Below are 16,454 nucleotides of genomic sequence, written 5' to 3'. Positions count from 1 at the left end.
TTTTTTATATAAATTTAATAAAAAAGATAATATTTTATTTTAATTAATTTAAGAAATCTTTTATATTAATTTCAGAAAAAGTTTAATTAAACTAAACATAATTAAATTAAAAAAAGTCTCTAATAATATTAATTAATCTTATAATAAAACTAATTGGACAATATACTATATGTGATAATATATGTATTATTTTTGATAATATAAAATAAATTGGAAAAAATACAATTTTTAATGATTTATATATTGTAATCAAAAAATAATTTATTTTTGATACTACAAAACCAATTGGAAAAAAAATAATTTTTAATCATTTATATATTTTATTCAAGAAATTATTTATTTTTTTCATAAATTAGGTATATTATTTTAATAAATTAGGTATATTATACTATAATAGCACTAAAAACGAGTTCATCTCATTGATAAAAAGCAAAAGTTTGACCACTAGCTATAGCTCTCTGTTCTTTTTCAAATATTACTTTTACTTTATTTTTTCATAAATCATAAATAATACATTTTTGTAAAGTTTGTCAATGTCTAATTCTTCAAAATCACTTTTGTGGAAAATTTAATTTATCAGATAAATAATGACAGTTATCAACTAATAATTCTTTACTAAATAAATTTAAATCTTTTTCTTCTCATACTGTTATTATATTATTATTTATATCTTTATTTACTATATATAATGGATTTGGTCAAGAAACTCATATTCATCTTCTTTGTCATATTGTAAAAAACCAAGCTCAATCATGTTGTCAAATTTTATTTCCGTTTGTATCTAGTGTAATTCATTTTTGCACTGGTAATTTCTTTTTCAAAAAATCTTTCATATCTACTTTTCATATAAAACATAATCATTGACTATCTTTTCTATTTGCATTTGGTAATCAAATATCTTTTGCAAATTTTCTTACTTGTGATTTTTGTAAATTTCATATTGGAAATATTGCTTTTGATAATTGCCATTGTTCAAGTCCAGCCAAAAAATAAGATTGATCTTTAATAGCATCTTTTCATTTTAATAATTTATATTTTTTTTGTTTTTTATTATTTTCTATTTCAAGTATATTTGCATAATGTCAAGTTGCTATTCAATCAAATCATAAATTTAATGCCTCTTGTAAAAATAGTTTAAATTTAATCTCAGTATTACACAAAATATCAGGATTTGGAGTAAATCCTTGTTTATATCATTCAAAAATATATTCAACTATTTTGTTCCAATATTCTTTTTGATAATCAAAAGTAAAAAAATTAATTCATAAATATTCAGCAACTTTTTTTGCTTCTTGAATATCTTGTTTAGTAGGACAAGAATTATCATCTGCCATATAATTTATCATAAATCAAGCAGTTACATCATATCATTCTTTTTGTAATAAATAAGCACTTACTGCACTATCTACTCATCAACTAAGTCATACCAATATTTTTTTCATAAAATGTTAATTCATTTTAAATATACAACTTATAATTTTAAATATCTTATAAGAAAAATTATTAAAATATCAACTAATTTTTTTAAAATATTTTGTATTTCAACACAATTTATATATTAAAACATAGATTCCTGTTTTATTTGAATTAAACTAGAAAAATCAATAATTCAATTTTTTGCTTTGACTAGGGCATCATTATAAATTAATTTATTATTTGTTTGAATAATGTGATTTTTAATATCATTAATTGATTTATTTTCAAATATCATTTGAGATAATTTATCATCTATTTCAATAACTTCGGTTATTAGAGTAAGTCAACTATATCAATTTTTACAAAATTCGCATCATTTTTCATTAGCATTATAGATTTTATCTCATGAAATAATTACTCATCATGGATTATTTTTATTATTTAATAGATCAAAATCTTGTTTTAATTCTGAATTATTTGAAATATCTAATTCAACTTTACACTTATTACAAAGTTTTTTAACTATTTTTTGAAATATAATCATTTTTAATCAACTAGAAATTAGATAAGATTCAATTCAAAGTTGTTTTAATCTATTTATTACTCATATTCAAGAATTAGAATGAATTCATGCAAAAACTAAATGTCATGTATTTGCCGCTTGTAAACAAATAGATGAAGATTCTTTTTCTTTTAGCTCACTAATCATTATTAGATCTGAATCTTGTCTTAATATTCATTTAATCCATTTATTTAATGCTTGTTTGTCTTCTTCATCACTATTATTTGAATTTAATTCTGATTGAACAAAAGAATCATTTTCATATTCTACTGGATCTTCTATTGTATAAATTGATTTTTTACTTGTATTAAACATATTTAATATAGAATATAATGTAGTAGTTTTTCATGATCAAGTTTCTCATGAAACTAAAACCAATCAATTTCTAAAACTTTTAATAGATTTTATTTTTTCATAATCTTCGTTTATATATCATAATTTTTCTATATTTAAAAGATTTTCATCATCTACCAAAATTCTTATTACAATATTCTCTCAAAATATAGATGTAATTACAGATATTCTAAGATTTATATTTATATCTTTTCATTTAAATTTCAATTTTAATTTTATTTTTCAAATTTTGGGATTATATTCTTTTGGTTCATATTTTATTCATGCTTTATCTTTAATAAAATTAAAAAATTTGTTGTAATCATTCTTTTCAATTTTACAATAAGTATGAAGAGTATCAGCAACCCTCATATTTATAATTACATTATCTTTTTTTGGATTTATGTGTATATCTGAAACATTATTTTGACATCATATCAAAATAATTTTTTGTAAAAATGTAAATGGTTCGCTAAAAGTTTTTATTTCATTCATTTTTATTTTGATTTTATCGTAAATATTATTTACATAATAATATATTATATAGTTTTATTTTTTTTGCAAATTTTATTATACTTTCTTATTATATTAAATAATATTATTATATTTATATTTTAATATTCTTGGCACAAAAAAATAAAAAATATTGATTTTAAATAAATAATAGTTATTATACTAGAATATAACTAATATTATAATATTTATTTTCTTAATATAAAATATACGGGCTATGGCAAAAAAAATAATTTATAAAAAAAAGCATAATAAAAAAAATAATAATTTTGTAATTTTAATAGCAATATTAATAGCATTTTCTGCATTAGTAAGTTGAATATATATGTGAAAAAAATCTATAGATGATATAAAAAATGATGATAATGATAGTAATATTGATATATATAGTGGCATAAATAATAATAACAACAATAATAATAATACATATAATAATTATTATATATGAGATTCTGTAAATATGAATTGAAAAATTACTGAATCTAAATGAATGGGTAGATATTTATTTAGTGATATAGATGAAAATTTAAATAGAGAAATCTTATTAAGAAGTGATACACAATTACTTAGTAAGTATATGAATGAAAATATAAATATTAAATGAAGTGTTTTTGATGTAAATCCATGAAATTATATAATAAATGTAAATAATATAGAAATAAATTTAGATAATGATTTGGATGAGAATGAATCTGATAAAAATAATAAAATAGAATATCCAACACAATTTAGTTATCTAAAAGATTGATTATATATAGATTTTATGTGAACAACATGATTTGATGTTAAAAAAAATGATTGAGTTATATCTATAGAAGAATTTGATTCTGAATATTTAACTGGTGATAATTCTGAATATTTAACTGGTAATAATTCTGAATATTTAACTGGTGATAATTCTGAATATTTAACTGGTGATAATATTGATACAAGTATATTAAAGATATCACCTTTTGTATGTGATGAAAGCTCATCAACCAAAAATTGTGATAATATAAAAAATATATTAACTATGTCATTTATAAATAGAAATTGAATAGAGTTTTATAAATTTTCAGAGATAAATCAATGGATATTTTTCAATGAAGATAATTGGGGATATTATGTAAATCCAAGGTCAGAACAAGATTTAATTGATATATCATGATATATAAATATATATGATTCTGAAAAATTAAAACAAGATATAACAAAAAATATAAAAAATATTTGTAAAAATAATAATTATGTTATTGAAGTGGTTGATCAAATTGAAATAAAAGATTTAGTTTGAGATACTAGTGCAAGTATTATTTGAAAAGATAAAAATTTAAATAAATATGAATGTAATATAAATATTAATTTTGGTGAAAGTTTAATAATAGATTTGGAACAAATAAAACTAATAAATTCTAAAGAAAATGTTGATAATGATTCAACAGAAATATCAAGTTGATCAAAAAATGAAGAAAATTTACAATGAGAAAATGATTGAGCATGAACATATGAAGTAGATAATCCAGATACTCAAGTATTTGAATCAAATAGATGATTTAATGTTGAATTGCCTTCATCAATGATATATTATGCAGAAGTTATAAGTGATGAAAATTTAACTATAAATTGATTAAATTGTAATTATAAAATTAATGCTTCTGTTTGGCAAAATCAAGATTATTTGGAAACAAATCCTGATATTGAAATATTCCTTTGTCAAACCGAGCTTGATTGAAGAACTATAAATCAACTTATTTGAAGTAGAAATTTAATATATAAGAAATGAATAGTAAGTGAAAAAAATTTCTTAATAAGATATAGAGAAGATTATTTAGATATTGCTAATTCAATAAAAATTGAATAACATTCAATAATTAAAAATATAAACAAAAAATGAACTGATTATTTATAATATTTTGAATTCTTATAATTGCTTTAATATATTGGTTTAGAAAAAGTATAACTAGTATAACATTAAAATTTATAATACTTTTTGTTATATCAATTTTATGATGAATTTTTTCTGCTAGTTTATTATTATATTCAATAGATATTTTACAAATACAAACTAATGTTTATTATTCTAGTATATTTTGACCATTTTTTGAAGAATTAGTTAAATTTATTATTGTATTTTTAATTTTTTCTGTATTAAAAAATAATTTTTCTTGATATAGATGGATTGCAACAGTTTGAATATTAGTTGGTTTATGATTTTGAATATATGAAAATATAATATATTTATATTCATGAATTGATGATTTATGAGTTTTATTTTATAGATCAATATTTATTTGAGGTATAGCATTGCATCCACTTACTTCATGAATATTTTGATATATGATTTGAATTTCTTCTGGAATAGATAAAATAATGCCAAAAATTTTTAAAAATGAAAAGAAAAAATTTAAATGAATAGGATGAATTTTTCTTATGTTTGAAGAATTTTATTATAAAACAAAAAACTTTTTTTTCATTATTTTAAAAACTATAAAAGAGATATTGTTTATAGATACTACTATAAAACATATAATATTGAAAAGTAATAAAACAACATATTGACATAGTCCTAGTGAAATAATATATGAAGCTTTATTTTTATGAATTTGGTTGCATATTTTATATAATAGTATAATAAATTATATTACAGAAACAAATATTATTATTTTGATAGTAAATATAATAATTGTAATTATATTATTAGAATTGTTTGTTGCTATATTTCAAAGCAGATTTTTTGGTAATATGATATGAGCAATAATATCACTTTCATTTGTAATAAATTATTATACACAAGCAGAATTATTGTTATTTTTAAGTTTATTATGTATAATAAGTGTTTTAATTATTTTTAGTTGGGAAGTAAATAAATGAATAAATAATATTTAATTTAAAAAATATATTAAAAACTTGAAATTTTATTTATTAAATATATAATGATTTTATAATTAATTTTTAATAATTAAATATATAAAATATATGTCCGTATTGCAAATAACTAAATTATGTACTTTGAGTTGTACTTACTGTTTTGATAAAGTTCATCAAAATCAAGCCAAAATAAATAGAGATTGATTTTTTATGAAAGATGAGGATTTTTATAAATATTTAAGTAGAATGAATCAATTTTTTCAAAATAAAAAAGAAGATAAAAGTATTTGTTTGAGTGGTTGAGAGCCAACATTGCATCCAAGTTTCAAAAAATTTGTAAGAAGTGCAGTAAATGATAATTTTAAAATATATCTTTTATCTAATTTATCATTTAATGAAGATATAAGAAAATTCTTGAAACATTATTTTGATAATTGAGATTTAAGTTGTATGACAAATATAAATAGTCCTGATGATAGACAATATTCAGGTATGAATGATTATTTATGGGAAAATACAGTAAATAATTTACAAGAATTACAAAATCCTTCTCTTAGATTTTCATTTAATATTTTTGATCCTGAAATTAGTTATGACTTTATATATGATTTAGTTTCAAAATTTCCAAAAATGGATTCTATGATAAGAATTGGTATAGAAAATACTATATTACCAGAACTTAGAAATAGAAAATCATATGTATTTCATAGAGAACTTTGGGATAAATACAAAAAATTATGAAAAGTAATAGATAAAATAGTTGAAAACCTTCATAATATGTGAAAAAAAATATATTTTGATTGTGGTGCTTGATGGTGTATTTTTGATAGTAAAACTATTTCCAGTATTAGAGAAAATGGTGGTGTTATACATTGATGTTCTTTACCAAATGATGAAGTACAAACAAAATGACAGTATAGTACTTGTTATGCTTTATATAATTATTGAAATGAGGATTGAAACTACAATATACAAAAAAATACTATGAAACAACTTAGATGGATAAGTATATTACAAACGGAATTTTTTAAAAATCATTATTTATTATTGCCAAAATGTACAAATTGTCCTTTACTTGAGCAAGCTTGTCCTAGATTTTGTGTAAGTAATAATATTAATTATTGGGAAACGGTTTTTGATTGAAAAGAAAAATATAGTCAAGATTTTTTGAGTGATCCAAATTATCAAAAACTTAGTCAAGACCAAAAAAATTATGCAAAAATTGAATATTTATTGTCCAAACAAAGATTTACTGAAGTAAAAGATTTTTTGAAAACAATTTTTGAATCCGAAAATATAGATAATCTAAAAGATAGATATAAATTATACAATATATTAATAAACTTTTTTATAGATAATAATAGAAAACAAGCATTAGAAAATTTTGAATTATTTGTAGAATGAAAAAATTTAAATAAAAAAGATTTTGCATTAGCAAAATTAGTAGATTTGATAATAAAGAATAATAAATAATTTTTTAGTAAGAACTTATAAATTAATATGTGTAATAATAAAAAAATATTTTATGTTTCAATTTAATTCAATTTACTATTTTAAAAAGTATTTTAAAATAAATTTATAATAGCATTGTACTGACAATTTAACATTGTTGGCACAGTTTTATTGTTGATATTTTGACAAATATATAATTTTAAATATAATTTAATAAAATTTAAATTTATTAAATTTATTAATTTAATTATAAAAAATGAATATTGAAAAACCTACACAAGATTTATATAATCAAGATAAATTAAATTGAAACATAGAATCTATTGAAACAGAAATTTCTTTGGAAAATTTAAAAAAAGAAATTTTTCCTGATTTTTTTGATGAATCTGGTGAACTTAAAGAAACTTATGATATAAGTTCTATGAAAAATTTAGAAGATTTTTATGACGATTTAACTGTTTTATTATGAAATAAACAAGATGCTTACAATTCATGTTTAAATTTTTTTGAATGATATTTTGTAAATCATGATAAAGCTTTTACTTCTGATTATTTTTTCTTAAAAGATTTGATAAATAATCTTTCAAAAAATGAATCAAAATCATATGTTTCAGATTTATTTAAAAATGATTCTGATATTTCATATATATGACAACATTTTGATAAATTTAAAGAATTTAATTGATATAAATTAAATGGTATTTATTATTCTATTTCTTTCATTGATTCTTGAAGTATATCAAAATTTATTGATGAAAGTAAATATTATGAAGCTCAATCAAGTTCTTTTGAAGATTGAAATCAATCAAATGAAAATTTGAATCAATCATTTATTAATTCTAATAATAATCCAAGTAATTTTGTAGATAAAATTACAAATTCAGATAAAGATTTAAATTATGAAATTCTTAATAATTATAATTTTCATAAAGCTTTTGAAAATTTATTTTGATTTTCTTTTTCTGATTTATGAATAGAACAAAAAGAATGATTTACTTCAAAAGATAATGATTTTTTAAATTATTTTTATGCTAATGTTAATAAATGATATAAATGATTTGCTTTATTCAATTTGGAAAATTATTTTAGTGATAAATTTGAAAATTGAAGAAAAGATATAATAAAAATATCTGATAAATTATTTGAAGAAAATTATGATATCTCTAGTCAAAATTGAAATTTTTTTGATGTTTTGAAATGATCTTATTTAAATAAATATTCATTTGATTTAAGTAATCCTAGTTTGTATCTTCATGCAAATTTAGCTTTGAATGATTCATGATTAAAAACATTTGCACATATTGATAAAAAGTTAAACTCATGAGAAAATTTATCTGATTTGACTGATTATATAATAAATGAATCTAATGTTGTTTATACTTCATGAGCTTTTTCTATACTTTTGGATTCGCTTTTGGAGTCTTATTGATATTCAGAAAATGATAAAGAATTTATTGATTTTAAAAATACTTTGGAATTTGCAAAAGATTCTAGAAATTGGGAATATATAAAAATTTTACAAGAAGAATGAAAATTAAGAAATTCTATATCTGAAAAATATTCTAATTTGGAAAATTTTAATGAGCAAGAAAAAGAAAAATTGATAGATCTTACTTTGGATTCTTTAGGTAAATCTTATGATTATGCAATATCAGAATGAGCAAATTTTTCAAATGATTTTTTGAGCAGTTTTTTTTGATCTAATTGAAAAAATTGAAATTTTTATAATAATTTTATTAAAGAATTTCCAGATAAAAAAAGACAAGCAAATGAACTTGTTGAAATATGGGGACAAGATAATGCTAGACATTCCTTAAATTCTTTTCTGTCAAATTTAAATGTTATACAAAATATCAAAGAATGAACGGATAAAACTAATGAATTAATCCCATATATTATAGAAAAATATTGAGATGATGAAATACTTATGAAAAATACTGGTTTATTGTCAGCAATTATTCATTATAAACAAACTAATCCTGATATTGAATGATTAGATTGATTTAAATTAGATTATTTACAAACTAAATTCTATACTAGTTTATGGAATAATCATATAAAACATGGTTTTAGTATTGAGGATTTTAGACAAAAAATTTCTTGAACTGAAAATATAGAAGATTTTTTATCTTTATCTCAAAAATATTTGAATGATAGTTGATTAAAAGTTCTTGATAAATTTCAAACTCAACTTGAATATACTGATTATATTAATTCAAGTATATCAAATGATGATTTTATTGATGAAAAAATTCAAGAAAATATCAAAATATTAGCAGAAAATAATGAAAAAAGAAATGAATGATTTTTCATAACGGAAGAAGAATATCAAGAATATTATTATTGATGATTTGTAACTAATATAAATCAAGAAAAATTTGAAGAATGGGAAAAATCAAATGCAAATGATCTAATAGATAAATCTTATCCTCAATCAAATGAAGAAATTTGACAATTGGAATTTGTATATAATTGATGAACTAGTATTAATAATCCTTTTTTTGATGAAGAAAATCCTGATTCTAAAGAAATTATAAAATGAAAAAATATTGTTGATACAAATAAGAAATTAATATGAGAATATTTTGTTAATAAATGATTAGATTTTTCTTCTTTTCCTGGAACTGCAGATGATTTTTATGATAGATTATGAATGAATTTAAATAAAGAATTTAATCAAGATGATTTTCAAAATTTTGAAAAAGTTTTGAGTAAACAAATTGTTATTGATATAGAATCTTCAATAGATGAACTTCCTTTATCTAAACAAGATATATTTAATTCTATAAAAAAAGATATTTTATTTAATCCATCTTATTGATTAAATAAATTTTTTGAATATTTTTCTATGTGAGATAGTTTACAAAATTATGATTTTTCTTTTTTGGGTTCTGAATGAAAATTTGATATATCATCTTTTGAAAAAAATTGATATATAGATATAAATAATTGGTTTTATGATAAAAAAAATGAAAATATTATTAATGATGATCCTTCAATATCTTGATATTTAAGAAATTTCATTTGAAAATAGTAAAATACTAACTTGAAATATAAAATAAAATGTTTATTATAATTTCAATTATTTATATCTTTTATTAAGTAAATGTTAGATAAAATACATAATAAACTTTTTAGAAATTATTGAAAAAGTGAAAAAAAGTGAATTTTTTTGTCCGGTATTGATAAAGATGGTAATACTATATTTTCAAATTGAGTTATAAAAACTGATGAAAATTTGTTTGATACTGTTAATCTTTTGTATGAAAATTTTGTAGAACCTGAAGAAGATGTAAAATATATAGTAATAGATGTAGTAGATAAAATACAAGAATTAAATGAAGCAGAACAAATATTTTGAACAAATGTTTCCAAAAATTGATTTCTTATAATTTGTGAAAATACAAATGAATCTGGTCTTATTTTGCCTAGTATAGAAAATGTTGCCGATGCTAAACATGCAATTTCTTTAGTGAAAAATAAATGTGAACTTAGTTGAGATGTAGAAATTTATTCATTTACTACCAAAAAAATTTTAGTAATTTAGTTTTTTATTATGTCAAAATTAAAAGAATTTGAACAAGAATTGAAACAAGAAACTAAAAAAAAGCAAATAAAAAAATCATTGATAGATAATATAAAAAGTACTTTTGATTGATCTATTAATGAAATGAAAAAAACTGCTTTTTTTGTGCTTTCTACTTCAAGTTGATGAAAAAATCAAATTTCAATAGAAATTGATAAACTTGAAACATCTGTTATCAAAAAAAAGAAAACATATATAATTGTAATCATTTTTAAGTTGTTAAAATAATAAAATGAAGAAATTCTTTTATGCATTTAGAAATTTTTTTTCTATATTTTGGGGTATTCTATCTTACTTATTTTTTGTTTATTATTTTTTCTATATGGAATACTGGCTTATGTGAACAGTCTTTTTGTTATTGTTTTTTTTGTCAATGCCTTATTTTTTTATATCACTTAGAAATTATTGAACAAATTATTTAGTTTGAATATTTTTAATATCTGCTTTTTTGATAAGTTTTATTATAGGTTATGATGATTTATTTAAAATAATTTCTTTATTTGTTTTTCATATTTGAATTTCTTTTTTTCTTTTGAAGTTGGATAGTGAAGTAAATAATAGAAAACTACTTTCATCATTTTCAATATTTACTGCTTGAACAGGAATTTTTAGTTTGTTTGTTTCATTAACTTATGCAAGTTGATTTTTGGCAAAATATGATGAATTTAATATGACTTGTGATGATATCGGTGAATATATAGATTCATTTTTGGGTATGGTTCTTTCTCCATTTGAAGTTACTGTTAACGAAGCTAATAATATTAAAAATTATACTTCTTCATTTTATGAAAAAAGTTTTGGAGAATTAATTTGAATTTCTAATTTATCTTCTATTGAACAATTAACTTGAGATTTACAAAATATAAATAATTTAACTTGAAACTTACAAAATTTAACTTGAGAAATTCAAAATTTGAGTTGAGATTTGCAAAATATAAATACAGAAATTATTCAAGATCAAAATTATAATTCTTGAATACTTGGAAAAGTAGAATCTTGGAAAAATAAATTAGTAGATAATGTAATGAAAGATAAAGAAATAGTAGATCAGTGAGTTTGTGAAGTTTTTATTGAACAAATTGATAAAAGATATGAGGAACCTTGATTTAAATTTTCTGTTATACTTTCATTATTTTTATTGCTTTGGCCATCATTTAGATTATTCATATTTATATTTAGTTTGATAAATTTTTTATTTTTTAAATTTCTTAATTTAATAAAAGTTTATTCTTTTTTTGTCAGAACTGATGAGGTAGAAGATATAAAATAATTATTTAATTTTTTAGTTTATTTTATTTATGTCAAATTTAGTTGAAGATATACTTGATAATATTGATATTGTAGATGTAGTTTGAAGATATGTTGATTTAAAAAAATCTTGAGCTAATTTTACATGACTTTGTCCTTTTCATAATGAAAAAACTCCTTCTTTTGTTGTATCTCCTGATAAACAAATGTTTAAGTGTTTTGGTTGTTGACAAGGAGGAAATGCTATTAAATTTGTTATGGAAATAGAAAAAGCTGATTTTTTGGATTCTGCAAAAATTCTTTGTGATATGTTAAATTTGGATATTAATAATTATTTATACAAAAATTGAAATGATAATAAAAATGATAATTGAATAAATCAAAAAGAAAAAATAAAACTTATTAATAAAAAAGCTTTAAATTTTTTTAAAACTTCTTTTGAAAATAATATTGATATAAAAAAATATGTTATAAATGATAGAAAATTGGAACAAAAAATAATTGATGATTTTGATATAGGTTTTGCTCCAAATAATTATTATGATTTAATAAATTATTTGAAGGATAAATGATTTGATAGTCAAGATATTATTGATTCTTCTTTGGCAAAAAAATCTCAAACTTGAGAAATATATTCTTTTTTTAGAAATAGAATGATGTTTTCTATTTATGATCATATGTGAAATTTGGTAGCATTTGCTGGTAGGGTAGTAGATAATAATGATTCTCCCAAATATTTGAATGTATCAGAAACGAAGGCTTATGATAAATCAAAAGTATTGTATTGATTGAATATTGCAAAACAGAATATAAAATTCCATAACAAAATTATTGTTGTAGAATGATATATGGATGTAATAGCATTATATAGAGCATGATTTGCAATATGAGTTGCTCCTTGTGGTACTGCTTTGACTTCTTATCAAATTAAATTATTAAAAAGAATTACAGATAATGTTGTTTTTAGTTTTGATTCGGATGATGCATGAATACAAGCAACTTATAGATGACTTAAAATATCTTGGTCAATGGATGTATTTCCCAAAATATTAATTATTCCAGATAAATATAAAGATATAGATGAATATATAAATTCCAATGATGAAATTAATTTTGATGAAATAGATTGATTTACTTATATTTTGAATAAATTAACTTTATGAGTTGATTTAAAATCTCCTGTAGAAAGAAGACAATTGAATGAAAAAGTATTTGACTTGCTTTCAAATGTAAACGATTTTTCTATACTTACTTATTATTTGGAAATATATTCAAATTTATTATGAATAAATTATGATATACTTTTTTCTCAATTTAAAACTTATTTAAAAACAAAAAGAACTTATACAAAATCTAATTTGGATCAAAAAAAACTAAATTATGAAGATAAATATGTAGTTTGAGCTTTATTTTATCAAGATTTTATAAAAAAAAATACTGATAATTCAGAAAAATTAAATAAATATGTTGATTTATTTGTTAATATGAATTATATATTAAATGATTATTTTATATCTTTATTGATAGATAATAAAATTGATTGAGAAGAAAAAGAAAAAATTTTGGAGTACCAAATGCGATGGGAAAGACAATTTGATCAAGTAAAAACTGAAAAAAAAGATGCAATATTGATTAATTTTTTTAAAAATCAAATCCATAAATTAAGTAAAAAAATATTAAAATCTTGAAATTTGAATGATAAAGAAAAACAAGATTTTGTAAAAAAAATAAGTAGTTTGGAAAAATAAAATTTTTTTATACATAATGGAATTAAATTAGTCCCTTTTTAAAGACCAATTATATATTTAATTATTTTAAATGTTTTTTTAAGTATTATATTTTAATTAAAATTTAAAATTTAAAAGTTATTTTTATATATTATTAATATTTTTTTAAAAAATCTTAAAAACTATTGAAAACTAATAAATAAACATTATATTTAATTCAAATTTATTATTGATATATATTATATTGTTGTTTTTTTATAAAAAAAATATTTTTATATTAATTATTTAATTAAAATATAACTACAAATGAAACTTTTTTTATTTTATATTTTATCATTTTTCCTTTTATTATTTTGATGAATAAGTTATTGACAAGCTCCTAGCTTTGATGACTTTTGATCTGATATAGACTCTTCTACTTATGATATAGATGTTGATTCTAAAAAGGATTTACAAACTAATATATTATCTATTTTTTATCCTACTGAAAAAAATTCACAGATTTGGCAAGCTATTAGAATAATTTGAGTTGGTATATTTTTTGTTTTTCTTGTCTGGGGTGGTGTTTTATTTTTGTTATGAGCTTGAGATGAATCAAGTTTAAAAAAAGCAAAAATGAATTTGATTTATATTATGTATTGAGGAGTTTTGTTTTTTGGTGTTACTTGGATATTAGGAACTGCTTTGAATATATGATGAGTTACATGAACTGAAGATCTTGTTTGAAATATTTGAGATAATATTATGTTTCAAGTATTATCATTTTTGAAAGCAGCTGCTTTTTTTATGGCTGTAGTTATGATTTTTTATTACTGATATAGAATGATACAAGCTTTTGAAAAGGAAGATAAAATTTCTGAAGCTAGAAAATGAATTATTAATGTTGTTGTGGCATTAGTATTTATTAAAGTTATAGACTTTATTTATTATATTGCTCAACAAAATACTTTCAAAACTCAAGCAGGGGAGTTGTTAATATGATTTTCAAAAATACTTTGATATATATTGTGAGCATTATTGATAATTAGTATATTTTATTCTTGATTTTTGATGATTACTAGTAGATGAGAAGAAGACCAATTTAATAAATGAAAAAATATTATTAAAGCAGTATTTATAATATCTTTAATAATTATGTTGTTCTTGTTGATAATTTATCAAGTAATAGGAGAATTATGATAGTTTAATTTTATTTATAATAATTATTATGAAGGAAAAAATACTTAATTTTGTTTATACTATAATTGCTAATTCTGCCAAAAGATATATAAATAAAACTAAACCAATTGTAGTTGGTGTTACTTGAAGTGTAGGTAAAACTTGATTTAGAATGATTTTGAATAAGATTCTATCTGAAGGCTTAAAAGATAAAAAAATTTATACATCTCCACATAATTTTAATTGAGAATTATGACTTCCTTTATCTATATTTTGAATAGAAAAATATAATCCTTGAATTTTTTCTCTTTTAAAAATTTTATTGAAAACATTATATTTATCTTTTTTTGAAAAAACTTTTTATGATATAATAATTTTGGAATATTGAATAGATCATATTTGAGAAATGGATTTTATGTTAAAAATTGTAAATCCAGATTTTTCCGTTGTTACTAATATAGATAAAGTTCACTGTAAACAATTATGAAGTCCAGATATTACTGCAAAAGAAAAATATAAATTGACTTATAATACTAAAGATACTAGTTTTGTAAATATAGATGATTCTTATTGAGCTAGTATTAATTGAGTATCAAATGATTTATTTTTTTATACAACTAATGCAAATGACCAAGCGAATATAACTTATAATAATTATTCTTTTGATATACAAGATTGAAATATTTATTCTTTTTTTACTGCCAAAATATGAAGTAAAGATATTTTAGTTAAAACAAATTTAGTTTGATTAGAAAATGCTTGATATACTTGTGTTTCTTTATCTATTTTGGATATTATATCTTATAAAGAAAAATATATAAATAATTTTGAAAATACAAATTCTATTGAATTTAATTTAGATTTGCAAAATTGAAGATTTTCTTTTTTAAATTGAAAAAAATGATGTGTTTTGATAGATAGTACATACAATGCTTCACCTGCAAGTATGATTAGTGTAATTAATAACTCTTATTTTATTTACAAAAAGAATTTTTCAAATAAAAATTTTGTACTTGTATTATGAGATATGAGAGAATTATGAGATTTTGAAGAGTCAGAACATAGAAAACTTGCTAGTAAAATAAATACTATAGCAGATTATATATTTTTATTATGAAATGTAATTACTAATTATACTTATGATGAACTTTTGAAATCTTGATTTGATGAAAATAAAATATTTTTATTTAAAGATTATATATCTCTTTGAAAAGCTTTGAATAATTTCAATGAAGAAAATAATTGAGACAATTTTTTTGTTTTTAAATGAAGTCAAAATACTATATTTATGGAAGAAAGTATTAAATATTTATTAAATAATGAAAATGATTTTTCAAAATTAGCTAGACAATCAGAAAATTGGAAAAAAACAAAAGCAATTTAAAATTTAATTTTGTTAATACAAAAAAATGGAGAGTATAAAATTCTCCATTTTTTTTAATGCTCATTTTTCGATGCTCGTAGTTTCGAGCTTTTAGTCTACCAAAGCTTTTAGAAGACTTACATTTTGCAATATCAGAGTTTCGATGCTCGTAGTTTCGAGCTTTTAGTCTACGGATACTTGGGGATTTACTACCAGTATTAGTGCCAGTAATGTTTCGATGCTCGTAGT

At 19.8% G+C, this 16,454-nt stretch carries 12 protein-coding genes and 1 CRISPR repeat array (1 of these 13 only partly in view); of the genes, 10 read left to right on the top strand and 2 right to left on the bottom strand.

The genetic code is table 25. From position 1 onward, the window contains the following. Positions 1-383: 383 nt before the first annotated feature. Together mnmA and VAMP_RS05670 are read right to left on the bottom strand one after the other, a co-directional pair. Positions 384-1,442, bottom strand: coding sequence for a tRNA 2-thiouridine(34) synthase MnmA (mnmA, locus tag VAMP_RS05675; protein WP_213349974.1), 1,059 nt, complete (start codon positions 1,440-1,442; stop codon positions 384-386). Positions 1,443-1,558: 116 nt separating this feature from the next. Continuing rightward, the gene (locus VAMP_RS05670; protein WP_213349973.1) at positions 1,559-2,806 is read right to left on the bottom strand and encodes a GspE/PulE family protein; all 1,248 of its coding nucleotides are present in this window, start codon (positions 2,804-2,806) and stop codon (positions 1,559-1,561) included. Positions 2,807-3,041: 235 nt separating this feature from the next. Here VAMP_RS05670 and VAMP_RS05665 point away from each other — a divergent pair, with 235 nt between their 5' ends. The 10 genes from VAMP_RS05665 (at position 3,042) to VAMP_RS05620 (ending at position 16,226) form a co-directional block, all read left to right on the top strand. Next, positions 3,042-4,664 (top strand): hypothetical protein, encoded by a 1,623-nt coding sequence (locus VAMP_RS05665; protein ID WP_213349972.1) that lies wholly within the window; start codon positions 3,042-3,044, stop codon positions 4,662-4,664. Between the two features lie 29 nt (positions 4,665-4,693). Continuing rightward, the gene (locus tag VAMP_RS05660; protein WP_213349971.1) at positions 4,694-5,689 is read left to right on the top strand and encodes a PrsW family glutamic-type intramembrane protease; all 996 of its coding nucleotides are present in this window, start codon (positions 4,694-4,696) and stop codon (positions 5,687-5,689) included. A 90-nt stretch (positions 5,690-5,779) separates the two neighbouring features. Beyond that, on the top strand, positions 5,780-7,144 hold the full coding sequence (locus VAMP_RS05655) for a radical SAM protein (RefSeq protein ID WP_213349970.1): 1,365 nt from the start codon (positions 5,780-5,782) through the stop codon (positions 7,142-7,144). 235 nt (positions 7,145-7,379) lie between these two features. Then, positions 7,380-10,157, top strand: coding sequence for a hypothetical protein (locus VAMP_RS05650; RefSeq protein WP_213349969.1), 2,778 nt, complete (start codon positions 7,380-7,382; stop codon positions 10,155-10,157). Between the two features lie 72 nt (positions 10,158-10,229). Further along, complete coding sequence (locus VAMP_RS05645) at positions 10,230-10,670, top strand: hypothetical protein (RefSeq protein ID WP_213349968.1); 441 nt, start codon at positions 10,230-10,232, stop codon at positions 10,668-10,670. A gap of 9 nt (positions 10,671-10,679) precedes the next feature. Continuing rightward, positions 10,680-10,937: a hypothetical protein gene (locus tag VAMP_RS05640; protein WP_213349967.1), complete on the top strand. Its 258-nt coding sequence runs from the start codon at positions 10,680-10,682 to the stop codon at positions 10,935-10,937. A 94-nt stretch (positions 10,938-11,031) separates the two neighbouring features. Further along, positions 11,032-11,979 carry a hypothetical protein gene (locus VAMP_RS05635; protein ID WP_213349966.1) on the top strand — a complete coding sequence of 316 codons (948 nt, stop codon included), beginning with the start codon at positions 11,032-11,034 and terminating at the stop codon, positions 11,977-11,979. Between the two features lie 28 nt (positions 11,980-12,007). Next, complete coding sequence (gene dnaG / locus VAMP_RS07240; RefSeq protein ID WP_213349965.1) at positions 12,008-13,705, top strand: DNA primase; 1,698 nt, start codon at positions 12,008-12,010, stop codon at positions 13,703-13,705. A gap of 285 nt (positions 13,706-13,990) precedes the next feature. Then, positions 13,991-14,866 (top strand): hypothetical protein, encoded by an 876-nt coding sequence (locus tag VAMP_RS05625; RefSeq protein WP_213349964.1) that lies wholly within the window; start codon positions 13,991-13,993, stop codon positions 14,864-14,866. Positions 14,867-14,891: 25 nt separating this feature from the next. Then, positions 14,892-16,226 carry a Mur ligase family protein gene (locus VAMP_RS05620; protein ID WP_213349963.1) on the top strand — a complete coding sequence of 445 codons (1,335 nt, stop codon included), beginning with the start codon at positions 14,892-14,894 and terminating at the stop codon, positions 16,224-16,226. Between the two features lie 64 nt (positions 16,227-16,290). Then, positions 16,291-16,454: a CRISPR direct-repeat array (repeat unit 35 nt; unit sequence GTTTCGATGCTCGTAGTTTCGAGCTTTTAGTCTAC); it runs 695 nt beyond the window's last position.

Origin of the sequence: Candidatus Vampirococcus lugosii (genome assembly GCF_018420025.1) — a bacterium.
Taxonomy (GTDB): Bacteria; Patescibacteriota; Gracilibacteria; order Absconditabacterales; family Absconditicoccaceae; genus Vampirococcus; species Vampirococcus lugosii.
Note: the sequence above shows the minus strand (reverse complement) of the source record. Positions and strands in the feature narration are given on the sequence as shown.